The sequence below is a fragment of the Halomonas litopenaei genome, assembly GCF_017303055.1.
GTDB classification, from domain to species: Bacteria; Pseudomonadota; Gammaproteobacteria; order Pseudomonadales; family Halomonadaceae; genus Halomonas; species Halomonas litopenaei_A.
In genome coordinates this window covers 225,184-251,640 of the sequence record NZ_JAEKJT010000005.1, presented here as the reverse complement: position 1 = coordinate 251,640, position 26,457 = coordinate 225,184, and the positions used below count along the sequence as shown (strand labels likewise).

Genomic DNA, 26,457 nt, shown 5'->3' with positions numbered 1-26,457 from the left:
GGGAGCCCTGATGACATCAACGACGGCCACGGCCGACGCAAGCACCCCTCGACTGTTGGTGGTGCGCAACGACAAGCTTGGCGACTTCATGCTTGCCTGGCCAGCCCTGGCCACGCTGAAGGCAGCACGCCCGGCACCACATATTACCGCGCTGGTGCCATCCTACACGGCGCCCGTCGCCAGGCTATGCCCGTGGATCGACGAAGTGATTCTGGACCCAGGCGACGACGCGCCGAAAGCGCAGCAGCGTCAGCTGCTCGCATCTCTGCGCCAGGGGCACTTCACCGCACTGCTGACGCTGTTTTCCACCACGCGGATCGGTTGGCTAGGGTTGCGTGCCGGGATTCCGCTGCGCATGGCCCCCGCGACCAAGTGGGCGCAGCTATTCTACAACCGCCGGATCACTCAGCGCAGATCCCGTTCTGACCGGCCCGAATACGTCTACAACCAGCAATTGGCAGAGGCGATGGTCGAAGCCTTGGCGCTGTCACCGGGCGAAGCCGTCCGCCCACCCTTCTGGCCTCAACCCGAGGGAGACAGGGAGCAACGTCGCCTGGCGCTGGCCAGCCAACTTGGTCTTGCCTCCACCGGGAGCTGGATCTATCTGCATCCTGGCAGCGGGGGGTCAGCGGTCAACCTCAGCCCCGACGCCTACGCCCAGCTGGCACAGGACGTCGATCGCCGCATGCGGCAGCAGGGCGCCACTCAGCCCCACTGGATCGTCACCGCTGGGCCCGGGGAAGACGCGGTAGCGAATACTCTTGTCGCCCGCCTGGAAAGCGCTGGCCTAAGCGCCCGGCGTCTGCCCCCTGCCGCAGGGCTCGCTGACTTTGCCTGCAGTATCGCCGCCGCTGACGCCTTCGTTGCTGGCTCCACCGGCCCGCTGCATATCGCGGGCTGTCTCGACGTGATCACGGTAGGCTTCTACCCGTCCCACCGTTCAGCGACACCGCTGCGCTGGCAAACCTGCAATGCCCCTGAACATCGGCTGGCCTTTCACCCGCCCCCAGGGGACCAGGCTCGCGACATGTCCGCGGTAGACCTGGACGAGGCCGCAGCAGCCATCGCGGCGACACTGGTCGACGCCGACAGGCGAGCCACGTCATGAGTCGTGTCTTGCCAACCCAGTGTCGCTAGGCCTGATTTGCCAAGCCTGATTTGCTAAGCCCAGGACCAACGGCACCCATCGACTTTTGTTGTGCACACCCGCATAGTCCTGACACGCTGATGCACACTGGACACCGCGTCTACTGTCCGTCAGCGGGTCGTTCGCTTCATCTTTCGCATCACCACAGCAGGCATGTCGCCATGACTCCGATTACCGGCATCATCATTACTCTCAACGAACAGGACAATGTCGAAGGGGCCATCGCGTCGCTGCAACCCGTGTGCGATGAAATCATCGTGGTGGACTCCGGCAGCGACGATGACACCGTAGCGCTGGCCGAGGCGGCGGGTGCGAAGGTGATTCATCAACCCTATCTGGGTGATGGGCCGCAGAAAGCCTTTGCCGTCCCCCAGGCACGACATGACTGGATCCTGGCGCTGGATGCCGATGAACGGCTCGATGACGACGCTGTCGCCGCCATTCGCGAGCTGACCTTGGAAGACCCACAGACGGCCTATCGCTTTCGTCGACGCAACTTCGCAGGTCGACACTGGATACGTGCCGCGGGCTTCTATCCTGATCCGGTAACGCGGTTATACAACCGCACGACCTCGGGCTATCTGCCCAAGAAGGCGCACTCATCCGTCAAGGCGCCAACGGTGGTCGATGTCGATGCTCACCTGAGCCATTTCACCTACCGTGACCTGTCACACTGGATGCAGCGGATCGATCAGCTGTCGACCCGGGATGCCTGGGCGATGAGGGAACGGGGTGTCACCCCCTCTGCGCTTCGCCCCAGCCTGCATGCGCTCACCGCCATGCTGCGCAAGCTGGTGCTGAAGGGAGGTCTGCTGCAGGGTCAGGATGGTATGACCGTCGCGATCACGACGGCATTCCATGCGTACATGAAGTATGCAAAGCTGAACGAACTGCACGAAAACGAGCGAGCCGAGCGCCAGGGAAGCCGTCCAACCGGGTCGTCAGGTAACGACGACTCGACGTCGACGCGCTAGTGCGTCAAGCGAAGGATTCGCACCTCCGCGGTCAGCACTGCTGATTCGCGACTCCCGGGCGACAATGGCTTCATGGATTGACCTTTGGGCGCCTCGAACATGCCTGTACCTTTCCCTATCACGTCTCCCTGGCTGCGCTGGGCCGTCCACCTGCTGCTGGGCCTGGCCATAGGTCATGCCGTGGTCATGGTCACGCGCCTGCCCGGTTGGTGCCTGCCGATACCGGCGATCATCTGGTGCCTGGTGGCTGGCTGGAAGCGCTGGGGCGATCCGCCACCGCCTCGCTTGCGTATCCGGGTCATCCCCTGGGCGTTGGTTCCACTGGCGTTCTGGGGGATCTATGTCTATCTGGCCAGCAGCTTCGGACAGGTGGATATGGGTGCTGTCTACTTTCACCTCCAGGCGGGCATCTCGCAGCATGGGGGCAGCGAGCGGACGATTGCCGCCATCATCTATACCTTGGCCATGGTGCTGATCCTTGCCGGCTATACCTGGCTGGTGCGGGCCGATTACCGCTGGCAACGCTGGGACCACTGGCTGGCCTTCGTGCTGCTGCTGGGCAATCCCATGTTCTACTCCATGGGCCAGCGCGGCGCCGCGGTGGTCACAGACCCAGGGACCTGGCTCGATCGTCGCTACGTGGATCCAGTCATTCTCAAGGCGCCCCAGCGCCCGCCCAACCTGCTGCTGATCTATCTTGAAAGCCTGGAGCGCACCTACTCGGACACGGCGCGCTTTGGCGACGCCTACGCCGACCTCGCGGCACTGGAGCCCCAGGCCGTCGTCTTTGATAACGTGCGCCAGATCGATAATACGGGCTGGACCATGGCCGGCATGATTGCCAGCCAGTGTGGCACGCCGCTGATGCCAGCGGGGCTGCTGCATGACAGTCAGTTCGATCCCCTGCACCACGTGGTTCCTGGAGTCGACTGCCTGGGGGATTTGCTCGCACGCCTCGGCTACCGCCAGACCTTCATGGGCGGAGCCAGCACCGAGTTCGCCGGCAAGGGGTTGTTCTACACCGACCACGCCTACCAGCGCGTACTGGGCCGAGAACAGCTGGTGGAGCGCCTGGATGACAGCCAATACCTCAACAGCTGGGGGCTCTACGACGATAGCCTCTACGAGATGGCGGTGGACGAGATACGCCGCCTGGACCGCCAGCAGGGGCCATGGAACATGACGCTGCTGAACCTGTCCGCCCATGCCCCGGCGGGCTATCCGTCCCAGGCGTGCGAGGCCGAACAGGGTGTGCACGACGGTGTCGATATCCTGTACGCGGTGAAGTGCTCAGGCTGGCTCACCCGGCGTCTGCTTGAGCAGCTGGAAGACGAGCAACTGCTGGATAACACCCTGGTCGTCATTGCCAGTGACCACCTGACTATGCGTGTGTCCGCCTGGGACCAACTGATCCAGACCCCCAGGACCAACACCTTGATGATGATGGGCAACGCGTTGACACCTGCCCGTATCTCGACCCAAGCGACGACCATGGATACCCTGCCGACGCTGCTGGAAGCCATGGGTTTTACCATCGACTGGCACCGAGCAGGCCTTGGCGTCTCCCTGTTTTCAGGCGAGCCAACGCTGGCAGAGCAGGTTGGGCTGGAAGCCCTCAACGGCTATATGCGTGAAGAAACCGCGCTGCAGGAGCGTCTCTGGGAAGGCCTTGCGCCCGCCTATCGCACCAGCGGACAGCCAGATGCGCCTCCGGAAGCTCCGCACCAACCTTGATGGCGATCCCCGAACGGCGATCAGGCGTTGATACGAGACGGTGTATCGAGAAGCTGCTGATCCGCCGTGATCGCTTCCAGCAGGGTGTCAGGGGTAATCTGCTTGAGGCAGTTGGTGTGGCCCAACGGACACTGCCGTTCGAAGCAGGGCGAGCAGGACAGTGCCAGGTAGTGAATCCGCGCATTGCTGGTCAGGGGCGGCGTGTACGCGGGTGACGAGGATCCATAGATGGCCTGGATGCGAGTCCCTACCGCCGCGGCCACATGCATCAGCCCGGAGTCGTTGGTCACGACCTGACGACAGTCGCCCAGCAGGTCGACAGCATCTTCCAGGCGCGTCGCACCACACAGGTTGTGGGCGTGCTCGAGGCCGCTGACAATCTCTTCTCCTGCGGCGCGATCCTTGGGCCCACCCAGCACCCTGACCTCAAAGCCTTGCGTGATCAGTTCAGCGGCCAGCCGATGAAAGTAGGCCAGGGGCCACTGCTTGGCGGGGCCGTACTCTGCACCAGGCATCATGCCGATGGCCGGCCGCACGCCAAGGCCGTGTTCACGATGCAGGCGGGCCAGGTTGTCGGCATCCTGCCGCAATAACGGTCTGGGTATCTCAAAGTCACCCGCCGTGGCAGTGGCCGCCGGCAGGCCCAGCGAGACAAAACGCTTGACGGTCTGGTCGAGAACGCGACGATTCAAGGTCCTGCGCTCGGTCAAAAGCCCGTAGCGATGTTCACCGGTGAACCCCACCCGCCGTGGCACCCGGGCCAGAAACGGCACCAGCGCTGACTTCCACGAGCGCGGCAACACCAGGGCCAGGTCGAAGCGGCCTTTCAGCGACTGTGCCAGACGATGGCGCGGCGCAAGGCCAAAGACGCCATGACCGACGCCCAGCTCCACCACTTCGTCAATCTCATCCATGCGCTCGAGGATGGGCCGGGACCAGGACGGCGCCACCACCGCTAGGCTGGCAGCACCCTGCTGCTTGAGCGTCATGAACAGGCTCTGGGCCATGACCATATCGCCCACCCAGCTCGGACCAACGACCAACAGACGCTGACCGGACAGGCGCGTCCCTGCCCGGTGCAGTGGAGCAGCGTGGGCTGCATCAGCCATTCAGCCACTCCAGATAGCGTGTCACGCCTTGTGCCACCGTATGGAACTCCTTGTCATAGCCGACCTCGCGCAGACGAGAAATATCGGCGCGGGTGTAGCTCTGATAGCGTCCCTTGAGTTCATCCGGAAAGTCGATGTACTCGATCTTGCCCTTGCCATAGAAGTCGATCACCGTCTCGCCGATGGCCTTGAATGGCTCCGCCCGGCCACTGCCGAGGTTGAAGATGCCAGACACCTCGGGGTTGTCCAGGAACCACAGGTTGACGTCGACCACATCCCCGACGTAGACGAAGTCGCGGCTCTGCATGCCCGCTTCATAGCCGTCCCATGCGCCAAACAAGCGCAGGTCTTCACCGGCGCTGATCTGGGTGTGGTGATGGTACGCCACGCTGGACATCTTGCCCTTGTGCTGTTCGCGCGGGCCGTAGACGTTGAAGTAGCGGAAGCCGACTACCTGGGTCGTGAGGGTGTCCTGACGCGAGCGTACGTACTGGTCGAACAGCAGCTTGGAGTAGCCGTAGACGTTGAGCGGTTTTTCGTGTTCCGGCGACTCCACGAACACCTCGCTTCCACCGTAGGTGGCCGCCGAGGACGCGTAGAGGAACGGAATGCCTTCCTGCTCGCAGAAATGCAGCAGCTCCTTGGAGTAGGTGAAGTTATTTTCCAGCATGAAGCGGCCATCCCACTCGGTGGTATCCGAGCAGGCGCCCTCATGGAAGATCGCCTCGATGGGCGGCAGCTGATTCAGCTCTCCGCGCATGTGGGCCTGCACCCTGGCGAGAAACTCGTCCTTGTCCATGTAGTCGCCCAGCGTCAGGTCCGCCAGGTTGACGAACTTGGTGCCATCCCTCAGGTCATCGACCACCAGGATGTCTGTGCGTCCACGGTCATTGAATGCCTTGACCAGATTTGAGCCGATGAAGCCGGCTCCGCCTGTCACTACGATCATGGGGAAACCTCTGTTGGCGCTGTGCCTATAACCGAATTGCCTGTGATTGTATACTTGACGGCTCGTGAATTCATGGCCAACGGTGCTTCCCAATGACACAGTCGACGCCAGACGTGGCAACCTTCCAGGGCCTGATCCTTGCCCTGCAACAGTACTGGGCCGAACAGGGCTGCGTGATCATGCAGCCGCTGGACATGGAAGTCGGTGCGGGCACCTTTCACCCGGCGACCTTCCTGCGCTCCATCGGACCCGAAACCTGGAACTCCGCGTACGTTCAACCGTCACGCCGACCCACCGATGGCCGCTACGGCGAAAACCCCAATCGCCTGCAGCACTACTACCAGTTTCAGGTGGTCATGAAGCCGTCCCCGGCCAATCTTCAGGAGCTCTACCTGGGTTCGCTGGAGCGACTTGGCATCGACCCCCTGGTGCATGACATTCGCTTCGTCGAAGACAACTGGGAGTCCCCCACCCTGGGTGCCTGGGGCCTCGGCTGGGAAGTCTGGCTCAATGGCATGGAAGTGACCCAGTTCACCTACTTCCAACAGGCTGGTGGCATCGAGTGCTTCCCGGTTACCGGTGAGCTGACCTACGGTCTCGAACGTATCGCCATGTACCTGCAGGACGTGGACAGCGTCTACGACCTGGTATGGGCCATTGCCCCGGACGGCACACGCGTCAGCTATGGCGACGTCTATCTGCAGAACGAGCGCGAACAGTCGACCTACAATTTCGAGCACGCCGACGTGCCCGCCCTGTTCGGCAACTTCGACCATCAGGAAAGCGAGTGCCAGAAGCTGCTGGCAGCCAACCTTCCGCTGCCGGCCTACGAGCAAGTGCTGAAGGCCTCTCATACCTTCAACCTGCTCGACGCCCGTCACGCCATCTCGGTCACCGAACGCCAGCGCTATATCCTGCGCGTGCGCACCATGGCCCGTGACGTGGCCCACGCTTACTACGCCTCACGCAAGGCAGCCGGCTTCCCGCTGGCGCCGGAAGCACTACGGCGTGAACTTCTCGACGACGAACCCCTTGCCGCCCAGGGAGACGCATAAGCATGGCTGCCCATACCCTCCTGGTTGAACTCGGTGTGGAAGAACTTCCGCCCGGAGCCATCGACACCCTTTCCGATGCCTTCGCCGAAGGCATCCGCCGCGGCCTGGTCGATGCCGACGTCGACTTTCAGGCGATCGCCGCCTACGCCTCACCACGACGGCTGGCCGTGACGGTGGAAGCCCTGGCCGACAAGCAGCCCGACCGTGAGATCGAGAAGCGCGGCCCCGCTCTCGCTGCAGCGTTCAAGGACGGTGAGCCGACCAAGGCTGCTCAGGGCTTCGCACGTTCCTGTGGGGTCGAGGTGGACCAGCTGATTCATCTTGAAACCGACAAGGGCACCTGGCTCGGCTTTCGTGAACAGCAGCAGGGGGAAAGCACGGTTGCCCTGCTGCCCGCCATCATCGACAAGGCCGTGTCGGCGTTGCCGGTTCCCAAGAACATGCGCTGGGGCGCTTCTCGCGTAGAATTTTCCCGCCCGGTGCACTGGCTGGTGGCGCTGTACGGTGACGAGGTCGTACCGGCTACCGTACTTGGACTTGAGGCAGGTCGCGACACTCGTGGACACCGTTTTCATGCCCCGGAAGCCATCAGCCTGGGGCATGCTGACGACTATCTGAAGGCGCTCGAGGATGCCTGGGTGCTCGCCGATCGGACCCGGCGCCGCGAACGCATCCGCGAACAGGTACTGGCCGAAGCCGAGTTGCTCGAAGCCACCGCGGTGATCGACGAAGACCTGCTCATGGAAGTCAGTGGCCTGGTGGAATGGCCAGTGGCGTTGACCGGCAGCTTCGATGAGCGCTTCCTCGACGTCCCCGCCGAATGCCTGATTTCCTCCATGAAGGCCAACCAGAAGTACTTCCACCTGCTTGATGAGGAAGGCAAGCTGAAGCCCGCCTTCATCACGGTGTCCAACATTGACAGCCGCGAGCCGGACAAGGTCATCGCGGGCAACGAGAAGGTCATCCGTCCGCGCCTGGCGGATGCCGCCTTCTTCTACGACACCGATCGCAAGCAGCCCCTGGCCAACCGGATCGACGGCCTGGCCAACGTGGTCTTCCAGAAGCAGCTGGGCACCCTGGCCGACAAGGCCGCCCGCAGCGCCGAGGTCGCCGCTCACATTGCCGGCCAGATTGGCGGCGATGCCTCACGTGCACGCCGAGCCACCACCCTTGCCAAGTGTGACCTGGTCACTGAGATGGTCCTCGAGTTTCCGGAGCTCCAGGGCATCATGGGCCGCTACTATGCGCAGAATGATGGGGAAGACCCGGAGGTCGCCCAGGCGCTTGAGGAGCAGTACCTGCCCCGCTTCGCATCGGATGCCATTCCTGCCACTCTGACCGGCAAGGCGCTGGCGATCGCTGATCGACTGGATACCATCACCGGCATCTTTGGCATTGGGCAGCGTCCCAGTGGCACCAAGGATCCTTTCGCGCTTCGCCGTGCCTCCATCGGCGTGCTGAACATCATGGTCAAGGGCGAGCTCAATCTTGATCTACGCGAGCTGCTGGAACTGGCGGTGGCACAGCACGCTTCGCTGCCCAAGGCCGAGGGTCTGGTAGAGGACGTGCTGGGCTATATGCTCGACCGCTTCCGTGCCTGGGCCCAGGACGAAGGCATTGGTGCAGAAGTGTACCTGGCCGTGCGTGCCCGCCCGGTGACTCGTCCCCTGGACTTTGCCCGCCGTCTGCGCGCCGTGGCGCATTTTGCCGGCCGTGACGAGGCCGAGGCACTGGCCGCAGCCAACAAGCGCGTCAGCAATATCCTGAGCAAGCAGCAGCACGATGGTAGCGTGTCAGTGGACGAGAGCCTTCTCAGCGAAGACGCAGAGAAGGCACTGCAGCGTGCTGTCAGTACCTGTGATAGTGAAGTCACCCCGCTGTTCCAGCAGGCGCGCTACAGCGATGCCCTTGATGTGCTGGCAAGCCTAAGAGCCCCGGTGGATGCCTTCTTTGATCAGGTGATGGTCATGGCCGACGACGAAGCCGTTCGCGCCAATCGCCTGGCTCTGCTTGCGAGCCTGCAGGCGCTGTTCCTGGAAGTTGCCGACATCGCGGAGCTTCAGCAATAGCAGGACGCTGTTCTCGCTTGATAGTTTCGGCAAAGGCCGACCCACCAAGGGTCGGCCTTTTTCATGCCCTTCACCAGCGGAAAGGTATCACTCTGGGGCTGGACAGGAACTGAACACAGGAGCTGAACACGTGACATAAGGGCTGGCGATGTTTCACGTGAAACCTCATCGGCGAATTAACATGGGTGGTGTCAGCAGGATGTTTCACGTGAAACATTGCCCATGTGCCAGAGGTGGTGCCCCTGGGCAGAGGTTAGATGCTCACCGAGAAAGGTTGTCCTGGGCAACGCTGGCCGTCAAGCCAGAGGTTACTTCAGCACACGGTCCATGAGGCCAGCCCTTGATCGACGATCACCACGTGCTTGCCCAGCGCCTCCTGGGGGCCGGCACCATCACGCCATTCGGGTTCTCGAAACACCTCCGACCAGCGGCTCAGAGGTGTGCGTCTTCCAATTCTCGGGCGCAAGTGATGGCGTTGCATGTGATCCAGTAGGCGCTCGAAATCCAACCGGCTACCCACACTGATGCCTTCAAACTGGAGCAGCTTTCGGATAGCAGGACCAATAACGTCACCGCGAACGTTGCTGCCCTCAAGGAAACCCAGCAAGGCAACGCGGCCATTGGTCGCCATCGATGGCAAGATAATGTCTACCAGAAACTGGCCGCCCACCGTATCCAACGCGACGTCCACACCCTGGCCATCCGAGGCTGACAGGATACTCTCCACCAGATCGTCGCTGTCCTGGTGACGATGGATCACAGCAGCCGCTCCCATGGCCATAAGTTGAGGGGAAAGCTCCGGCCTCGACGTAACGACCAACGCTCGCGCCCCGGCGGACGCGGCAAGTTCAAGCGCCTGCAGTGAGACATTGCCAGTTCCGGGCAACAGTACATGCTGCCCTTCCAGGCCAACGAGCCCTCGTAACGCTCTCCAAGCAGTGACGCCAGAGATGGCCAGTGCCGCCGCCTCCTCCAGGCGCCACCCCACCGGTACGCGCAGCAGCGCGCGACGCGGCATCACCACTTCCTCCGCCAGCCAACCGTCACTTGGCCCACCCACCTTGGAGTCGTGAAAAGCGGGACGGAAGGGACCTGACCGCCAGTCGACGACATAGTGACCAAGCACGGCATCGCCATCCTTCAAATCATCGACCTCGGCTCCAGTCTCGATCACGACGCCCGCCCCTTCTGACAGAGGAATATAGGGGCGGCGCATATTTGGCAGGTAGTTCCCTGCCTGAAGCGCCACATCACGAAAGTTGACCCCTGCCGCAGCGACTCGAATTCGCACCTCATCCGGCCTCAGTACTGGACGAGCGTCATATTGCGCCTTTACCCCCTCGGGCCCCGTGTGTACTGAGCGAAGTGCTTTGACGGAAACTCCCGCTCCCCCACCCTCTGTCATGGTCATCGCCTTACTCCCCTCATTCCTGGAAGCGTTAAGCATCAGGGACAACATTGACCAGCACCATCGAAGCATCCGCAAACGGGTGTTGCGCTACACTCAAGAATCAGAGAATACCTCGTCGGTCGACGAAGGCCCCCTGTCCCAGGAAGACTCCGATGCCGTCTCACCATGACACCCAACTGTCCGGCCTTATCGCACTTCTCGAGGTGGCACGGCATGGCTCGCTCAGAGCTGCAGGAGAGCACCTCAACCTCACCAGTGGAGCGATCAGTCGTCGACTAGATGCCTTGGAAGATCGACTTGGTGTCCCGCTGCTGCTAAGGACAACTCGGCGCGTGACCCTGACCGACGCGGGCCATGCCTACCTGGAACAGGCGGTACCGGCCCTCGGCATACTGGAAAACGCCGAACAGTCCCTCAAGGGCCAGCAAGATCATCCTGCGGGAACGCTGAGAGTCTCACTCCCCGTCAACTTCGGTCGCCTGCACATTGCGCCGATCCTTCCAGACTTTCTCATCAGATACCCGGATATCCGTCTGGAAGCAGACTTCGATGATCGTTTTGTCGATATTCTGGAATCAGGTCATGACCTGGCCGTTCGGGTTGGATCTCTCGAGGATTCAAGACTCGTCGCCTTCCCCCTCGCCTCTGACGAACGGCTTCTGGTGGCATCGCCCCATTACCTGCAGCGCTATCGAACGCCCTTGCATCCGCTTGATCTGCTCGAGCACAACTGCCTTCACTACACGCGGTTCCAGGGCATTCAGCGATGGCGCATGCGTAGGGGGGAGGACGTCCACAGCCTCCCTATTCGAGGAAGCTTCCGTTCCAACTATGGACATGCACTCGTTATCGCTGCCGAAGCTGGCCTCGGTATCCTGCACACGTCCAGAGCGATCGTTCAGAACCAGATGGAACAGGGACGCCTGACGAGGGTTCTTGCTGACTGGTCGCTACCGGATATCAGCGTGCATGCTCTCACGCCAAATCGTCATCCTCCCCTCCGTGCCCGCCTGTTCATTGAGTTCTTGCGCACGGCGCTGAATCACTCAACGTATCGTCCCCTGCAGCATGACAGCTAGTGAGAAGCCACCCGACGACAACGGCATTGCGGTGATTGTTTCACGTGAAACATCGCTCTACACTGCTGGGATCCTGCTCAGCACTCGCCATCCACACACTACTTCCAGCAGACGCCGATATGCCCCAGGGACTCGTCATTCTCGATCGTGACGGAGTGATCAACCGTGACTCCGACAACTACATCAAATCACTGGATGAGTGGGTGGCTTATCCAACGGCCATTTCGGCTATCGCACGTCTGACACAGGCGGGCTGGCAAGTTGCCGTTGCTACCAACCAGTCAGGCATCGGCAGAGGATATTATGATGTCGCGACTCTCGAGCTGATGCATGCGCGGATGACCTCTCTGGTTGAAGCTCAGGGCGGCAACATTGACCATATTGCCTACTGCCCCCACGTCGACACCGACCAGTGCGACTGCCGCAAGCCACTACCGGGTCTGCTCCTGCAAATCCAGTCGGCATTAGGCTTGGAAACCCTGAGAGGGTGCTGGATGGTAGGTGATAGCCTGCGTGATCTTCAGGCGGGTGACGCGGTGGGCTGTCGCCAGGCCTTGGTTCGCACCGGTAAGGGTGAGCGGACGCTTGCTAAGCACCCGGAGCTTCAGGCAGCGAAGAGTCACGTTACGGTCTATGACGACCTCGCCCACTTCGTCGACGTGTTGCTATCTGCGACCCAACACGCCGACTGAGCCACAGAATATACAAGAGAGGCCGGACAGTTTGTGCATACACTACACGGCTGCTCGGTTCTCGGCATGTGCGGTATCAGACTAGCTGGCATTCGATCATATCGATGTTTCACGTGAAACATGTCGGCGTAGAACGGATCCTGTTGTCTATCTGACGCCCCCTCCAAGCTCCTGTGAGAAACGCGCAGGAGCTTAGCGTCACCTTCGTTAATTCAATGAGTTATGAAACATCATCATGGCAAAGCCAGCGCTGCCCACGTCACCTTTTAACGTTGCCAGGTCCATCTTTTCTGGGTTTTCACGCCATCCCTTCTGTTAGCGTAAGCAGCTTGCTCCTCCCCTTGGCGGCTTGCCATCAACGCGCTCCGCTATTCTTTTCTCCTCTCCTCTCCTCTCCTCTCCTCTTCCCTTCCCTTCCCTTCCCTTCCCTTCCCTTCCCTTCCCTTCCCTTTAAGAGGGTCCCACCGCCAAATTGGGACACAACCCACAGAAGGCTTACGCTATCTAGAAATATTATTCACAGGCGCGTTTCGAAAAAGGCATCAACAGACGTTTTACGCGCAACGTTATCCACAGCTGGAATCCAGGAAATATTATGTATATCAATAGGCTTCCATCGCGCCTCTAGACGCTGTCCACAGGGGGATTGATCTGGGAGGCTTGATCTAAAATGTCCGGTCAAGGGTTCGTCATCCGGGCTCTTCACCGCGACGCTTCAACATGCCTCCCGGCAAGTTTTATCCATCGCTCACGAAAAAGCCCGACCTGAGAACAGATCGGGCTCTTCCTGGGACGATGTTTCACGTGAAACATCGAAGCCACCATGCTCCAACTGGACGATCTACACGTCCAGGTTGGCCACCAGAGCATTGCGCTCGATGAAGTCACGGCGTGGCTCGACTTCATCGCCCATCAGGGTGTTGAACATCATGTCCGCCGCCACGGCATCCTCGATCGACACACGCAACATGCGGCGGGTGTTGGGATCCATCGTGGTTTCCCAAAGCTGTTCCGGATTCATCTCCCCCAGACCCTTGTAGCGCTGAATAGAAAGGCCACGCTGGGATTCATGCATCAGCCAGTCCAGCGCCTCATAGAAGGTCTTCACGGGCTTCTTGCGCTCACCCCGTGCGACGTACGCCCCCTCTTCAAGCAGCCCTTCCAGAGTCTCACCCAGGCCTGCAATGGCCTTGTAGTCAGCGCTGGTGAAGAAGTCGAGTCCCCACACATAGTCGGTGGTTACACCGTGAGCGATCAGCGTCACGGCAGGTAGGAAGACTCCCCTTTCGTCATCTTCCTGAAGCGAGAAGGTATAACGCGGGCCACCTTCATAGGCGACCAGGTCATCCATTTCCTTCTGCAGGTGCTCGATCCAGTTCTGCATGGTAACTCTGTCACGCAGACTGTTTTCACCGTCGAGCTTGGCCGCGTGCACAATCTTGCGCAGCACCTCGCTGGGATAGACCCTGGACAGACGATCGATCCGCTTCATCACGTCACGATACTGATTCACCAGAGTTTCAAGCTGAGCGCCAGTAATGCCCGGGGCATCCTCGCTGACACACAGACGCGCACCATCCAGCGCTGTCGTGGTCAGATAGTCAGTCATCGCCTGCTCATCCTTGAGGTAGAGCTCCTGCTTGCCGCGCTTGATCTTGTACAGCGGCGGCTGAGCAATAAAGACATGACCACGCTCGATCAGCTCGGCCATCTGCCGGAAGAAGAACGTCAACAGCAGCGTACGGATGTGCGATCCATCCACATCGGCGTCGGTCATGATGATGATCGAGTGATAACGCAGCTTATCTGGGTTGAACTCCTCACGCCCGATACCGCAGCCAAGCGCGGTGATCAGCGTACCCACCTCGGCGGAGGACAACATCTTGTCGAAACGTGCTTTCTCGACGTTAAGAATCTTGCCCTTCAGCGGCAGGATGGCCTGGGTGCGTCGATCACGCCCTTGCTTGGCGCTGCCACCGGCAGAGTCACCCTCTACCAGGTAGAGTTCAGACAGGCCGGGATCCTTCTCCTGGCAGTCTGCCAACTTGCCGGGTAGGCCAGCGATATCCAGCGCGCCCTTGCGGCGAGTCATATCGCGGGCCTTACGTGCAGCCTCTCGGGCCCGGGCAGCGTCAAGCATCTTGTTGACGATAGCCTTGGCCTCATTCGGCCGCTCTACCAGATATTCCGAGAATGATCTTCCAAGCTCCTGTTCCACCGCCGTTTTTACTTCGGAGGAAACCAGCTTGTCCTTTGTCTGGGAAGAGAACTTCGGGTCAGGTACCTTGACCGAGATGATCGCCGTCAAACCCTCCCGGGCATCATCGCCGGAAGTGCTGACCTTCATCTTCTTCAGCAAGCCTTCAGACTCGATGTAATGATTAAGTGTGCGAGTCAAAGAAGCACGGAAGCCCGCCAGGTGCGTACCACCATCCCGCTGCGGGATGTTATTGGTATAGCAGAAGATATTCTCGGCAAAGGTGTCATTCCACTGCATCGCCACCTCGACCGCGACACCATCTTCCCGCTCCACATTGAAGTGGAAGACAGGATTCAGCACGGTCTTGTTCGTATTGAGGTGATCGACGAAAGCCTTGAGCCCGCCTTCGTAGTGAAACAGTTCTTCCTTGCCGCTCCGTTCATCAAGCAGGCGGATGGCAACCCCAGAGTTCAGGAAGGACAGCTCGCGCAGACGCTTGGCCAGGATATCGTAATGGAATTCGATATTACCGAATGTCTCAGGCGACGGGCGGAAGTGGACACGTGACCCGGTCTTCTCGGTCTGTCCCACGACGCTAAGCGGAGCATCAGGCACACCGTGACGATACACCTGCTCGTGCACCTGTCCAGCGCGCCAGATGGTGAGCTTGAGCTCTTCTGACAACGCGTTGACAACAGACACGCCTACGCCGTGAAGGCCGCCGGAGACCTTATAGGAGTTGTCATCGAACTTACCGCCAGCGTGCAGGACCGTCATGATGACCTCTGCAGCGGACACGCCTTCCTCTTCGTGGATATCCGTCGGAATGCCGCGGCCGTTATCGCTCACGGTGATGGATTCATCCGGATGGATGATCACCTTGATTTCGCTACAGTGTCCGGCCAGCGCCTCGTCGATGGAGTTGTCCACCAGCTCGAACACCATGTGATGCAGGCCAGTACCATCATCGGTATCGCCGATGTACATCCCGGGCCGCTTGCGTACGGCATCCAGGCCTTTCAGTACCTTGATGCTCGATGAGTCGTAAGCTTGTTCGCTCATTGACCACTCCGTCATGAAGTCTGTCTGTCTATGGCCTGCAGCTGGCCTCGTCCATCAGCGAGATGTTTCACGTGAAACATTGCCAAGGGTGTATCGGGCTGCCACAGGTCGGCCAGCACCTCGTGATCCACGCTGGTAATAAAGGCCTGGCACCGCATCCGCTCCAGCCACTGGCAAAAGACCTTGCGATGGTCATGGTCCAGTTCGGCGGGCAGATCGTCGATCAGGTAAAGACAGGTTCGCCCCGTCAACCTTTCCAGCATCCTTCCTTGTGCAAGCTTGAGTGCGCTCACGACGAGTTTCTGCTGTCCTCGTGAAAGCACTTCTACAGCCGGGCGCTTGCCGAGCCTGATGGAGAGGTCAGCTCTCTGCGGACCCTGCTGGGTAAATCCCATCTGACGATCAGTGTCCCTGGCACCTTCCAATACCTCGGACAGCGAGCGCTGACGATCCCACCCACGGGTGTAGCGCAAACGTAATTCCGGCAGGCTAATCAAGCCTTCGAGGGTTTCGTGGAAGATGGGGGAAAAGGCATCGACCCACTCATCGCGCAGTGCGTCCATCCTCTCCCCTGAAACTGCCAGCTCATGCTCCCAGACTGCCAGCGTCTGGGCGTCCATTCTACCATGCCTGAGCAGGGCATTCCGATGTTTCAAGGCCCGTCTAAAGCGCTGCCAGGCTCCCAGAAAGTCATGTTTCACGTGAAACACTCCCCAATCGAGAAACTCGCGACGCCCGGCTGGAGGACCTTCCAACAAACGGAATGCATCCGGATTGATCAACTGGAGGGGGAGCGTTTCGACAAGCTGTGACAGGCGCTCGACGCGCTCACCGCCAATACGCAAGGTGAGCTCACTCTCATGCCGGCACCGACGCAGTCCGATGGCCACCGGAGGATCTCCGGCCAGGCGCCCATGCAGGATGAGCGTATCAACCTCGTGATGCAGCACCTGGGCGAGCTTGCGGGCACGGAAGGAGCGCCCCATGCCCAGCAGGTGAATCCCTTCAAGCAGGCTGGTCTTGCCACTGCCATTCCGGCCAGTGATCAAGTTGATTCCTGGCGAAGGCAAAACATCAAGGGCCTGCAGATTACGCAGGCCCTGAAACACCAAACGGTCTAACGGCATGTATCAGCCTTGAGCACGGCACATGACATCAAAGGCGCATCGGCATCACGACGTAGAGCGCATCACCACCACCCGGCTCTTCCATCAATGCACTGCTGTTAGGGTCGCCCAAGGTCATCTGCACCCGGTCTTCACCGACAGCATTGAGAACATCGATCAGATAGCCGACGTTAAAGCCGATCTCCATGGCAGGTCCGCTGTACTCGATAGCAATGTTCTCTTCGGCTTCTTCCTGCTCAGGGTTGTTGGCCATCACCCTCAAGTTGCCTTCCTCAAGGTTCAGACGAACGCCACGATACTTCTCGTTGGAAAGAATCGCGGTGCGCGACAGGACCTGACGAAGCTCGGCTCGCTCGGCAATGAAGACCTTGTCACCGCCCTTCGGGACCACTCGCTCATAGTCCGGAAACTTCCCGTCTACCAGCTTGGAGGTGAAGGTAAAGTCACCGGTGTGGGCGCGAATATGGGTCGAGCCGAGGGTCAGACTGACGGGCTCTTCCGAGTCATCCAGTAGACGCACCAGTTCCAGGACGCCCTTGCGAGGCACGATCAGCTTCTGGGAAGCACTGACCTGGATGTCGGCGGGCCGAGAGCACACCGCCAGACGGTGGCCGTCGGTCGCGACGGAGCGAACCAGGTTAGGGGCGAACTCCAGCAGCAGACCATTCAAGTAATAGCGCACATCCTGCTGTGCCATGGCGAATGAGGTCGCATCGATAAGCTGCTTGAGCGTCCCCCGCGGAAGCGCCAACTCTACGCTGCTCTGGCCATCTTCGATATTCGGAAACTCAGCCACCGGAAGCGTCGACAAGGTAAATCTCGAACGCCCACTTCGCAGAACGGCACGACCATCCTCGATGGACAGCTCAAGCTCAGACTGATCCGGTAGTGACTTGCAGATATCCATCAGCTTGCGCGCCGGAACTGTGATCGCGCCGGGCTCGTCGACCTGGCTAGCGACAGTGCGGCCGACCAGCTCAACCTCTAGATCGGTACCGGTCAGCGCGACTTCGTCTTGCTCGACCTGGATCAGCACATTGGAAAGCACCGGCAAGGTCTGCCGACGCTCGACCACGCCGGCGACCAGCGTCAACGGCCGCAGTAGCGCTTCGCGGGAGATGGAAAATTTCATGTCGGCTCCACTTCTTGTCCGAGAGAGTGAGACGGGGTATCAGTCAGTGACATATACACGGCGCCACAGGCGCTGTGTGTCTTGGTGGCATAGTATCGCCCAGGGTCAGACGTCATCGATACATCCATGGCCCCCGGGCAACCCCTCTGGGGTGTGATGACACAGCATTGAATGCCGTGGTTGGCCACTCAGCCTCAGCTTGTCAGCAACCGCAGCAGGTTCTTGTAGTCTTCACGGATGTCGGCATTTTCTTCCTGCAGCGCCTGCACCTTTCGGCAAGCATGCAGCACGGTGGTGTGGTCACGGCCCCCAAAGGCATCCCCGATTTCGGGCAGGCTATGGTTCGTCAGCTCCTTGGCCAATGCCATGGCGACCTGGCGCGGGCGAGCCACTGAACGCGAACGTCGCTTCGACAGAAGGTCGGCCAGCTTGATCTTGTAATACTCAGCGACAGTGCGCTGAATATTGTCCACGCCTACCTGCTTGTCCTGGAGGGCCAGCAAATCCTTGAGCGACTCCCGAATAAAGTCCTGGGTAATCGGCTTGCCCATGAAGTGCGAGTCAGCGATGACTTTCTTCAAGGCACCTTCCAGCTCGCGCACATTCGAACGGATCTTCTGGGCAATGAAGAACGCCGCATCGTGGGGCAAGTCGACCTTTGCCTGATCCGCCTTCTTCATCAAGATCGCGACTCGCGTCTCGAGCTCGGGGGGCTCGATGGCAACCGTCAGGCCCCAGCCAAAGCGAGACTTGAGGCGTTCCTCGACCCCACTGATCTCCTTGGGATAGCGGTCAGACGTCAGAATCATCTGCTGACCGCCTTCAAGCAGCGCATTGAAGGTATGGAAAAATTCTTCCTGGGAGCGTTCCTTGCCGGCAAAGAACTGGATGTCATCGATCAACAGCGCATCGACACTACGATAGAAACGCTTGAAATCGTTGATGGCATTCAACTGCAGCGCCTTGACCATATCGGCAACGAACCGCTCGGAATGGAGATACACCACTCTGGCGTTCTCGCGGCGCCCTGCCAACGCGTTACCGACCGCGTGCATCAAGTGTGTCTTACCAAGACCCACCCCACCGTACAGGAACAAAGGATTGTAGGCACCGCCGGGGTTTTCCGACACCTGGCGAGACGCGGCTCGAGCCAGCTGGTTTGACTTGCCCTCGACGAAGGTCTCGAAGGTGAAATTGGGATTCAGCCCGCTGGAGTGCTTGAGGCTACCCTCTACCTGTACCTGACGCTCCCCTCCAGCGGAGCGAGCCACCGGGTCGTTGCCCTCGTCCCGCAGCCGGTCGACTTCCCTTTCATCGCCGACATCGCCACGGGGTGGGGTATGCACCGCGGGGGCACGTGGCGCGCTGGCGGAGACCGGATCACCCAGATCCCGCGTCTGGGGAGCGGGCGACGCTGCCCGTCGGCTCCCCACAGTGAGCATCACTTTAGGCGGCTTTGCCGGCGCAAGCTCCCGCATCAACTCACTGATTCGCTTTGCATACTTGTCACTGACCCAATCGCGAACAAAGCGATTGGGTGCCAGCAGCCGAAGCTGATTGGACTCCCCTTCTTCCGCCTGCAATGGGCGAATCCAGGTGTTGAACTGCTGGGAACTCAGTTCATCCTGAAGGGTTTGTAGACACTGTTGCCAGAGAGCGAGCGACACGCGAGCTACCTTGGTTGAAGAACGACCGCATATTGTAGCTGCGTCTGAACGAGTTATCCACACGACTTGAGGGCCTGAAAAACATTGTGGACAACACATGTTTGCTACCCATGATGAGTCGGGGACAAGCTGAACGCATCATCCGGGCTGTGGATATTTTCGCATCCTGTTCACCTTCCTTGCACCGGCTGCCCTCAGCTGCTCAACGTCTTCTCCACATTCTTATTTGCAACGCAACATGATGATATGTTGATAGTTGTATAACTTATCCACAATCTTTATCCCCAGTAATAATCACAACATCAATCAAGAACTTCCTCTAGTAGTAGTGTTAAGGAAACGCTGCTCCGTGAAATCACAAGCCCCCACATCGCCAGCGACCAGCGCGCACTCCTCGATGTCGGGCGCTCAGTGAAAAGATTGCACCCGGGGCTTGAAATCACTAAAATGTCCGGTCTTGAGCCGAATACCCCCGGAGGCCCGAGCGGATTCCGGGCGCCTCTGGATGTCTATCCGTTCCAAAAAACCACTGTGGGATTAACGAGTTATGAAGCGCACATTCCAACCGAGCGTTCTCAAGCGCAAGCGCGCGCACGGCTTCCGTGCTCGCATGGCTACCAAGAACGGCCGCGCCGTTCTGGCACGTCGCCGTGCCAAAGGCCGCAAGCGCCTGAGCGCCTAAGCAGGTCCTGCGTGACCTGTCTGACCTTTCCCCGGCACTGCCGCTTGCTGACTGCCGGGGACTACCGCCGTGTGTTTGATGGGGCGGTGTACAAGGTTCACGGCAAAGGCCTGATGGCGCTGGCTGTTCCCAATGAACTGGGGCACCCGCGCCTGGGCCTTGTCTTCAGCAAGAAGAACGTACGCCGAGCGGTAGATCGCAACCGACTGAAGCGACTGGCTCGAGAGTCCGTTCGCCATGCCCAGCACCGACTTCCCTCTGTGGATATCGTCCTGCTGGCCAGACGTGGCATCAACGAGGCCGACAACGATACCGTGCAGCGACAATTGTTCGGTATGTGGCGTCGCCTTGAACGAGAGGCTGAAAAGTCACGACTCTCGAAAGATCCTCGCCAGGCCGGTGCTGCCCAGCCAGAGCCGCAGCGACGCCGCAGCTAGGTAGTGAGAGACTGTGCGATGCCGACCACACTCCGTCTGAGCATGAGCGAGTCCCTCTCCTGGCCCCTTGACGTCACCTCTCGCGACGCGGAACGTCTTCGTACGAATCTTGGCCTGCCTCTGGCAGGCTTTCGTGTATTTCACGCAGGCGTCTCGCGTGACGCCATCGGCATGTTCACTTCCCTTCGGGCAGACCCCTCATGGACGTAAAACGACTACTCCTGCTGATACCCCTGGCGGTGCTCGCCTATCTGATCATGGTGCAGTGGAACCAGGATTATGGTCAGCCGCCGAGCACTCCCGATGCTCCGGCTATCACCAGCAACGCAGCAGATGCCAGCGACGCTTCTTCTTCTCAAGGCCTCGCGGCACCCAGTTCCGCCAATGATGTTGGCAGTGAACTGCCGGGCAGCAGCGAGCCCGCCGCCAATAGTCGAGATCTCGTCGCGGTCATCACCGACGTGCTCGACGTACGCATTGATCCTCAAGGTGGCGATATCGTCTACGCCGCCTTGCCGCAGCACCTGATGAGCCAGGACGGAGATCGTCCTTACGTGCTGCTGTCCAACAACAGCACGCTGAGCTACGTCGCACGTTCAGGGCTTCAGCTTGATGGCAACAGCGGCCGCATCGCCTTTGCCCCGGAGAAGACCGAATATCGCATGGTCGATGGCCAGGACAGCCTGCAAGTCGACATGACCGCCACCGTCAACGGCATCGATATCATCAAGCGCTTTACCTTCAAGCGTGACGACTATGCGGTCAATGTGTCCTACCTGCTGGCCAATGGTGGCGAGTCCGCCGTCAGTGCACGCTTCATCGGGCAACTGGCACGGGACAACAACCCCGATCCTTCAACGGGTCCCAAGATGGGCATGCGTTCCTTCCTGGGTGCTGCCTATTCGTCACCGGACAACCGCTACGAAAAGATCGATTTCGAGGACATCCAGGCCGGGAACTTCCAGAATCGTGAAGTCGAGGGCGGCTGGGTCGCCATCATTCAGCACTACTTCACCTCTGCCTGGGTGCCGCCGCAGCAGCAGGACAATCTTTTCTACGCTGCCACCGATAGTCAGGACCGTAACGTCGCCGCCTTCGCTGGTCAGTCTCAGACGCTGGAACCGGGGGCAGAAGCCAGCCTTGGCGCGACACTGTACATGGGCCCCAAGGTCCAGGAGCGCCTCGAGGCCGTTGCCCCCAACCTGGAGCTGACGGTCGATTTCGGCTGGCTGTGGTTTATCGCCAACCCGTTGTTCTGGCTGCTGGATCATATCCACAGCCTGATCGGCAACTGGGGCTGGTCCATCGTGATCCTGACCATCATGGTCAAGGCTGCCCTGTGGCCGCTGTCTGCCAAGGCCTACAAGTCCATGGCACGCATGCGCAAGCTGGGTCCGGAAATGCAGCGTCTCAAGGAGCGCTTCGGCGATGATCGCCAGAAGATGTCTCAGGAGATGATGAAGTTCTACCAGAAGGAAAAGATCAATCCTCTGGGTGGCTGTTTGCCGATCCTCATCCAGATGCCGGTGTTCATCGCGCTTTACTGGATGCTGCTGGAATCCGTCGAACTGCGCCATGCACCGTTCATGCTGTGGATTCAGGATCTGTCGGTGAAGGACCCGTACTTTGTGCTGCCGATCCTGATGGGGGCATCAATGTTCGTGCAGCAGCTGCTCAACCCGACACCTCCGGACCCGATGCAGGCGAAGATCATGAAGATGCTGCCGATCGTCTTCACCTTCTTCTTCCTGTGGTTCCCTGCAGGTCTGGTCATCTACTGGGTGTGCAACAACTGCATCTCAATCGTTCAGCAGTATGTGATCACCCGCAAGATCGAGGACGACCCCGAGGTCGGCAAGGGCTTGAAGACCAAGTAAGCCCCGTGTGATCAGCAAGTGAACCCCCGCCTCGGCGGGGGTTTGTCGTTTCAGGCCGGCGAGCCTGACAGGCGTGTCCCGCTAGGCTGGCAATGCGCTGTCAGGCACCCGACAATAGGCCCAATCCTTCAGGAGCTTGGATATGACCGCCCCGCTTTATACCCAGGACAGCATTTGCGCACTTGCTACCCCGCCCGGGCGTGGAGGCGTCGGCATCATTCGCGTGTCAGGCCCTGCCTGTCGGGACATCGCCAAGGCGATGCTGGGCCATCAACCTGAGCCACGCCAAGCGTTCTATGGCCCTTTCAGGGGTGCTGACAGCATTATTGATGAGGGTATTGCGCTGTTCTTCCAGGGCCCCCACTCCTTCACCGGAGAAGACGTGCTGGAACTGCAGGGGCATGGCGGTCCGATGATCATGGATATGCTGCTGGAGCGCTGTGTCTCCCTCGGCGCCCGGCTGGCAAGGCCAGGCGAATTCTCTGAACGCGCCTTCCTCAACGACAAGCTTGACCTGGCCCAGGCAGAAGCCATCGCCGACCTGATCGACGCCAGCTCTCGGACAGCGGCAGAGAACGCTCTGCGCTCCCTGCAGGGTGAGTTTTCCAGCCGCGTCCAATCCCTGGTTCAGCGACTGATCGAGCTGCGCATGTACGTCGAGGCGGCCATCGACTTCCCTGAGGAGGAAATCGACTTTCTTGCCGATGGCCACGTCGCCGCCAAGCTTCAGCAATTGATGGACCAGCTGGCCGATGTGCGAGCCAGCGCCAACCAAGGTGCCTTGATGCGCGAAGGCATGAGCGTGGTCATTGCCGGACGCCCCAATGCCGGCAAGTCGAGCCTGCTCAACGCGCTGACAGAGCAGGATACGGCGATCGTCACCGACATCGAAGGCACCACCAGAGACGTCCTGCGTGAGCATATCCACCTGGACGGGATGCCGCTGCATATCATCGATACGGCGGGCTTGCGGGACACCCCGGATGCGGTGGAGAAGATCGGGGTTGCACGGGCCTGGAGCGAAATCGAGAAGGCCGACCGCGTGCTGCTGCTGGTGGATGCCACGACCACCAGTGCCACCGACCCTATGCAGATATGGCCAGAGTTTGTCGAACGACTGCCAGACCCTGCTCGCCTCACTCTGGTACGCAACAAGGTCGACCAGAGTGGTGAAGCAGCGGGGCTCGATCTATCCACAACCCCACCTACCCTCCGGCTGTCAGCCCGCTCTGGCGAGGGTGTGGATAACCTGAAGTCCCATCTCAAGAGCATCATGGGCTTCCAAGCCACCACCGAAGGCCGGTTCTCCGCACGACGGCGACACCTGGATGCCCTGGACAGGGCCAAGGAGGCCATGGATAACGGCAATGCCCAGCTCATGGGCCATGGTGCCGGCGAGCTGCTGGCCGAGGACCTGCGAGACGCGCAGCAAGCCCTGGGAGAGATCACGGGTGAATTCAGCGCCGATGACCTGCTGGGCGAGATCTTCGGCAGCTTCTGCATCGGGAAGTGACAGCGCTCGTCAGACCGCACACGCCCTTCTCAAGCCGCTACGGCACAATGCCGGGGGTCGCTGCGTACAGAAGATAGTGAGCGACTCTCTACACTGGAGGGACATGCTGCCCCCTTCAGGAGTCGCTCATGAAAGCGCTAGTCATGTCAGCCGCCCTCGGACTTGCCTGCCTATCGGCCAACGCCTCGGCAGACTGGAACCTGATAGATGACGAATCACGCCTGTGGTTCGGTTCAGTGAAGAATGAAAGCGTCGGTGAAACGCATGTCGTTGGCTCGCTAACGGGCCATATCGACGACGACGGCAAGGTGGCTATCGAGGCCACCACCGCCTCTCTCGATAGCGGTATCGATATTCGCGATGAGCGCATGCAGGAGCACCTGTTCCCGACTCCTAGCCTGGCGATCAGCAGCAACCTGGACCCCACGCAGTTTGCGTCGCTGATGCCCGGCAACACGCTCTTGGCCCGGGTACCCGTTAGCGTCACTCTAGGCGCTGCTGGCAGCGACTATGACGCCACAGTGATGGTCGTTCGACTTTCCGAATCGCGCTGGCTGGTCGTCTCCGATCAGCCGATCTGGGTCGACGCCTCCTCACTGGGGCTCGTCCAGGGTATCGCCACCCTTCAAGATATCGCCGGCCTGTCTTCCATCGCGCGGACGTCGCCGGTGGGTTTTCGGCTGCTGTTCGAATCGCCCTAGGCGCGGTTCGCATCCGTCCGGGAGCTGCTGGTGTGGCGCCAGGTAGCAACTCTATGGTGGCTCAGAACCTGGGCCTGGCGCCCTACTCTTCTACCCACCAGTGCTGTTCATGACGAGCCTGAGGTCCCAGCAATGGAAGCCAGGTGTCGATGGCAGCGCCCATGCGCTGGTCGACGCCCCAGGGAGGATTAGCGATCAACATGCCGCTGCCGTACATGCCGTGACGGGATTCGCCAGGAGGGGCCAGGCTGACCTCGCTGCGCCACAGTTTGCGCACACCGCTTGAGCGCAGCTCCTCCAGCATGTCCTGATGACGTCCAGCCGGCAGCAGTGGGTACCACAGCATGATCACGGCATGCCGAACCTTGCCGAGCACATGTACCAGGGTCCTGGCCACCTCCTGGTACTCGGACTTCTGCTCGAAGCTGGGATCCATCAACACACAAAGCCTTGGTGTTTTCACCGGCACCAGGGATTTCAATCCCGCCAGTCCATCACCATGGATGCGTTGGATAAGCGGCAGCGTGTCGGCATCCACCAGCGATTGCTGGGTCAAATGGCCGTGCTCACCCGGGTGCAGCTCAAACAAACGAAGGCGGTCCTGCTTGCGCAGACGATGCCCCAGCCACCAGGGCGAACCAGGATAGTGGGACAATCCTGTCGACCCTGATTGCAACGAGGCGACAGCATCGAGCCAGGCACTCAACAGCTCCTGCTCTTTCACGTCGCCTTGGTGACGAGATACCCACAGCCGCTGAACACCGGTTTCGTACTCTTTGAGACGTGCCGTTTCAGCGGCAGCGAGAGGATAGCTACCTCGTCCCGCATGCGTATCTACAAACGTAATAGCACTATCTTTACGTAATAGGTGTTCGGTAACACTGTAAAGCCATAAATGCTTGTGAACATCGGCGAAATTGCCGGCATGGTAAGCGTGTTGATAAGAGAGCATGGCATTCCGCCTGGTGTGCATCGCGATGGGGAATCCGCGGTCATCCATCGCAGGATAAAGAGGACTATGATAGCGGGACAATCGCCCAGAGGTCGCGGAAGGCATCTGCCGAATGCCTGACCGCTCCAGCCAACACAAAGGCCCGCGTCCTTTCGGAGCGCGGGCCTTGATGTCGACGGGCCTGGAATCAGGCGTGTCGTCTTATCCCTGCTGGCCGGTCGGCGTCAGGGTGATCTCGACGCGACGGTTCTGCGCGCGACCTTCCTCGGTATTGTTGCTGGCCACCGGCTGGTTTTCACCGTAGCCGCTGACATAAAGGCGGTTGGACGCCACGCCCTGGCCTTGCAGGTAACTGCCGACGGACTGCGCGCGTCGCTCGGACAGGCGCTGGTTGTAGCTGGCGTCACCGGTAGAGTCGGTGTGGCCAGCGATGTTGATGCGGGTTTCCGGATACTGGGTCAGGACATTTGCCACATCATTCAATGCGCTGGTGGCACTGCCGGTGAGATCGGCGGAATCGAAGCCGAAGGTCACGCTACTCGGCATATTGAGCACGATGTTGTCGCCTTGGCGCTCTACACCGATACCGGTGCCCTGCATGCTCTGGCGCAACTGCTCTTCCTGGCGGTCCATGTAAACGCCAATCCCGCCACCAACAGCAGCACCGGCGGCGGCACCGATCAGCGCACGGTCACGCTTGCTGGTGCTACCGTCACCACTGATGGCACCTGCCGCTGCGCCCACTGCGGCGCCCACGGCAGCGCCGATACCGGTGTTGTTACGATCGGTCTGGCCAGTGTAAGGGTCCGTTGTGGAGCAACCAGCCAGAATCACGGCGGCAGCCAGCGGGGCAATCAGTCGAATCTTGCGGCTCATAGCGTCAACGTC

At 60.2% G+C, this 26,457-nt stretch carries 21 protein-coding genes; 12 read left to right on the top strand and 9 right to left on the bottom strand.

Features of this window, described 5'->3' with window-relative positions; translation table 11 throughout:
- Window positions 1-10 precede the first annotated feature (10 nt).
- From JF545_RS11280 to JF545_RS11270, 3 genes are all read left to right on the top strand, one after another.
- Window positions 11-1,108 carry a glycosyltransferase family 9 protein gene (locus JF545_RS11280; RefSeq protein ID WP_206942113.1) on the top strand — a complete coding sequence of 366 codons (1,098 nt, stop codon included), beginning with the start codon at window positions 11-13 and terminating at the stop codon, window positions 1,106-1,108.
- A 200-nt stretch (window positions 1,109-1,308) separates the two neighbouring features.
- Window positions 1,309-2,121 (top strand): glycosyltransferase family 2 protein, encoded by an 813-nt coding sequence (locus JF545_RS11275; protein ID WP_206942111.1) that lies wholly within the window; start codon window positions 1,309-1,311, stop codon window positions 2,119-2,121.
- A 99-nt stretch (window positions 2,122-2,220) separates the two neighbouring features.
- The gene (locus tag JF545_RS11270) at window positions 2,221-3,855 is read left to right on the top strand and encodes a sulfatase-like hydrolase/transferase (protein WP_206942109.1); all 1,635 of its coding nucleotides are present in this window, start codon (window positions 2,221-2,223) and stop codon (window positions 3,853-3,855) included.
- Window positions 3,856-3,875: 20 nt separating this feature from the next.
- On the opposite strand, the gene waaF is transcribed toward JF545_RS11270, so the two are convergent.
- Window positions 3,876-4,964: a lipopolysaccharide heptosyltransferase II gene (gene waaF, locus JF545_RS11265; protein ID WP_206942107.1), complete on the bottom strand. Its 1,089-nt coding sequence runs from the start codon at window positions 4,962-4,964 to the stop codon at window positions 3,876-3,878.
- A complete protein-coding gene (gene rfaD / locus JF545_RS11260; RefSeq protein WP_206942106.1) occupies window positions 4,957-5,913 on the bottom strand; it encodes an ADP-glyceromanno-heptose 6-epimerase in 957 nt (318 codons plus the stop codon). The genes waaF and rfaD overlap by 8 nt, the downstream gene beginning before the upstream one ends.
- 92 nt (window positions 5,914-6,005) lie before the next feature.
- Between rfaD and glyQ the strand changes: the two genes are divergently transcribed.
- Both glyQ and glyS read left to right on the top strand, forming a co-directional pair.
- The gene (glyQ, locus tag JF545_RS11255) at window positions 6,006-6,968 is read left to right on the top strand and encodes a glycine--tRNA ligase subunit alpha (RefSeq protein WP_206942105.1); all 963 of its coding nucleotides are present in this window, start codon (window positions 6,006-6,008) and stop codon (window positions 6,966-6,968) included.
- 2 nt (window positions 6,969-6,970) lie between these two features.
- The gene (gene glyS / locus JF545_RS11250; RefSeq protein WP_206942104.1) at window positions 6,971-9,037 is read left to right on the top strand and encodes a glycine--tRNA ligase subunit beta; all 2,067 of its coding nucleotides are present in this window, start codon (window positions 6,971-6,973) and stop codon (window positions 9,035-9,037) included.
- A gap of 313 nt (window positions 9,038-9,350) precedes the next feature.
- Here glyS and JF545_RS11245 read toward each other — a convergent pair whose 3' ends face one another.
- Entirely contained in the window at window positions 9,351-10,328 is a 978-nt protein-coding gene (locus tag JF545_RS11245) for a zinc-binding dehydrogenase (protein WP_206942103.1), read from the bottom strand.
- 272 nt (window positions 10,329-10,600) lie between these two features.
- Between JF545_RS11245 and JF545_RS11240 the strand changes: the two genes are divergently transcribed.
- The gene (locus tag JF545_RS11240) at window positions 10,601-11,527 is read left to right on the top strand and encodes a LysR family transcriptional regulator (RefSeq protein ID WP_206942102.1); all 927 of its coding nucleotides are present in this window, start codon (window positions 10,601-10,603) and stop codon (window positions 11,525-11,527) included.
- Window positions 11,528-11,646: 119 nt separating this feature from the next.
- Window positions 11,647-12,219, top strand: coding sequence for a D-glycero-beta-D-manno-heptose 1,7-bisphosphate 7-phosphatase (gene gmhB / locus JF545_RS11235; RefSeq protein ID WP_206942101.1), 573 nt, complete (start codon window positions 11,647-11,649; stop codon window positions 12,217-12,219).
- Window positions 12,220-13,060: 841 nt separating this feature from the next.
- Here the strand turns inward: gmhB and gyrB are convergent.
- The 4 genes from gyrB to dnaA form a co-directional block, all read right to left on the bottom strand.
- Window positions 13,061-15,481, bottom strand: coding sequence for a DNA topoisomerase (ATP-hydrolyzing) subunit B (gene gyrB, locus JF545_RS11230; RefSeq protein ID WP_206942100.1), 2,421 nt, complete (start codon window positions 15,479-15,481; stop codon window positions 13,061-13,063).
- Between the two features lie 11 nt (window positions 15,482-15,492).
- Window positions 15,493-16,608 (bottom strand): DNA replication/repair protein RecF, encoded by a 1,116-nt coding sequence (recF, locus tag JF545_RS11225; protein ID WP_206942099.1) that lies wholly within the window; start codon window positions 16,606-16,608, stop codon window positions 15,493-15,495.
- 28 nt (window positions 16,609-16,636) lie between these two features.
- Window positions 16,637-17,740 carry a DNA polymerase III subunit beta gene (gene dnaN, locus JF545_RS11220; protein WP_206942097.1) on the bottom strand — a complete coding sequence of 368 codons (1,104 nt, stop codon included), beginning with the start codon at window positions 17,738-17,740 and terminating at the stop codon, window positions 16,637-16,639.
- Window positions 17,741-17,934: 194 nt separating this feature from the next.
- Window positions 17,935-19,407 carry a chromosomal replication initiator protein DnaA gene (gene dnaA / locus JF545_RS11215; RefSeq protein ID WP_222484262.1) on the bottom strand — a complete coding sequence of 491 codons (1,473 nt, stop codon included), beginning with the start codon at window positions 19,405-19,407 and terminating at the stop codon, window positions 17,935-17,937.
- Between the two features lie 547 nt (window positions 19,408-19,954).
- Here dnaA and rpmH point away from each other — a divergent pair.
- The 5 genes from rpmH (at window position 19,955) to JF545_RS11190 (ending at window position 24,617) form a co-directional block, all read left to right on the top strand.
- Window positions 19,955-20,089 carry a 50S ribosomal protein L34 gene (gene rpmH, locus JF545_RS11210; protein ID WP_008959105.1) on the top strand — a complete coding sequence of 45 codons (135 nt, stop codon included), beginning with the start codon at window positions 19,955-19,957 and terminating at the stop codon, window positions 20,087-20,089.
- Between the two features lie 11 nt (window positions 20,090-20,100).
- Complete coding sequence (rnpA, locus tag JF545_RS11205; protein ID WP_206942095.1) at window positions 20,101-20,526, top strand: ribonuclease P protein component; 426 nt, start codon at window positions 20,101-20,103, stop codon at window positions 20,524-20,526.
- Between the two features lie 200 nt (window positions 20,527-20,726).
- Window positions 20,727-22,403, top strand: coding sequence for a membrane protein insertase YidC (yidC, locus tag JF545_RS11200; protein WP_206942094.1), 1,677 nt, complete (start codon window positions 20,727-20,729; stop codon window positions 22,401-22,403).
- A 142-nt stretch (window positions 22,404-22,545) separates the two neighbouring features.
- A complete protein-coding gene (gene mnmE, locus JF545_RS11195) occupies window positions 22,546-23,916 on the top strand; it encodes a tRNA uridine-5-carboxymethylaminomethyl(34) synthesis GTPase MnmE (protein WP_206942093.1) in 1,371 nt (456 codons plus the stop codon).
- A 128-nt stretch (window positions 23,917-24,044) separates the two neighbouring features.
- Window positions 24,045-24,617, top strand: coding sequence for a YceI family protein (locus JF545_RS11190; RefSeq protein WP_206942092.1), 573 nt, complete (start codon window positions 24,045-24,047; stop codon window positions 24,615-24,617).
- Between the two features lie 82 nt (window positions 24,618-24,699).
- Here JF545_RS11190 and JF545_RS11185 read toward each other — a convergent pair whose 3' ends face one another.
- Window positions 24,700-25,569, bottom strand: coding sequence for a 23S rRNA (adenine(2030)-N(6))-methyltransferase RlmJ (locus tag JF545_RS11185; protein WP_206942091.1), 870 nt, complete (start codon window positions 25,567-25,569; stop codon window positions 24,700-24,702).
- 201 nt (window positions 25,570-25,770) lie between these two features.
- Entirely contained in the window at window positions 25,771-26,445 is a 675-nt protein-coding gene (locus JF545_RS11180; protein WP_206942090.1) for an OmpA family protein, read from the bottom strand.
- Window positions 26,446-26,457 lie beyond the last annotated feature (12 nt).

What these genes read in the sequence shown, in the direction of transcription:
- JF545_RS11270 (WP_206942109.1), top strand. Translation starts at nt 2,221, where the DNA reads ATGCCTGTACCTTTCCCTATCACGTCTCCCTGGCTGCGCTGGGCCGTC.
- glyQ (WP_206942105.1), top strand. Translation starts at nt 6,006, where the DNA reads ATGACACAGTCGACGCCAGACGTGGCAACCTTCCAGGGCCTGATCCTT.
- mnmE (WP_206942093.1), top strand. Translation starts at nt 22,546, where the DNA reads ATGACCGCCCCGCTTTATACCCAGGACAGCATTTGCGCACTTGCTACC.
- gmhB (WP_206942101.1), top strand. Translation starts at nt 11,647, where the DNA reads ATGCCCCAGGGACTCGTCATTCTCGATCGTGACGGAGTGATCAACCGT.
- recF (WP_206942099.1), bottom strand. Translation starts at nt 16,608, where the DNA reads ATGCCGTTAGACCGTTTGGTGTTTCAGGGCCTGCGTAATCTGCAGGCC.
- JF545_RS11275 (WP_206942111.1), top strand. Translation starts at nt 1,309, where the DNA reads ATGACTCCGATTACCGGCATCATCATTACTCTCAACGAACAGGACAAT.
- glyS (WP_206942104.1), top strand. Translation starts at nt 6,971, where the DNA reads ATGGCTGCCCATACCCTCCTGGTTGAACTCGGTGTGGAAGAACTTCCG.
- JF545_RS11240 (WP_206942102.1), top strand. Translation starts at nt 10,601, where the DNA reads ATGCCGTCTCACCATGACACCCAACTGTCCGGCCTTATCGCACTTCTC.
- JF545_RS11190 (WP_206942092.1), top strand. Translation starts at nt 24,045, where the DNA reads ATGAAAGCGCTAGTCATGTCAGCCGCCCTCGGACTTGCCTGCCTATCG.
- JF545_RS11180 (WP_206942090.1), bottom strand. Translation starts at nt 26,445, where the DNA reads ATGAGCCGCAAGATTCGACTGATTGCCCCGCTGGCTGCCGCCGTGATT.
- rfaD (WP_206942106.1), bottom strand. Translation starts at nt 5,913, where the DNA reads ATGATCGTAGTGACAGGCGGAGCCGGCTTCATCGGCTCAAATCTGGTC.
- JF545_RS11185 (WP_206942091.1), bottom strand. Translation starts at nt 25,569, where the DNA reads ATGCTCTCTTATCAACACGCTTACCATGCCGGCAATTTCGCCGATGTT.
- dnaN (WP_206942097.1), bottom strand. Translation starts at nt 17,740, where the DNA reads ATGAAATTTTCCATCTCCCGCGAAGCGCTACTGCGGCCGTTGACGCTG.
- gyrB (WP_206942100.1), bottom strand. Translation starts at nt 15,481, where the DNA reads ATGAGCGAACAAGCTTACGACTCATCGAGCATCAAGGTACTGAAAGGC.
- waaF (WP_206942107.1), bottom strand. Translation starts at nt 4,964, where the DNA reads ATGGCTGATGCAGCCCACGCTGCTCCACTGCACCGGGCAGGGACGCGC.
- JF545_RS11280 (WP_206942113.1), top strand. Translation starts at nt 11, where the DNA reads ATGACATCAACGACGGCCACGGCCGACGCAAGCACCCCTCGACTGTTG.
- rpmH (WP_008959105.1), top strand. Translation starts at nt 19,955, where the DNA reads ATGAAGCGCACATTCCAACCGAGCGTTCTCAAGCGCAAGCGCGCGCAC.
- yidC (WP_206942094.1), top strand. Translation starts at nt 20,727, where the DNA reads ATGGACGTAAAACGACTACTCCTGCTGATACCCCTGGCGGTGCTCGCC.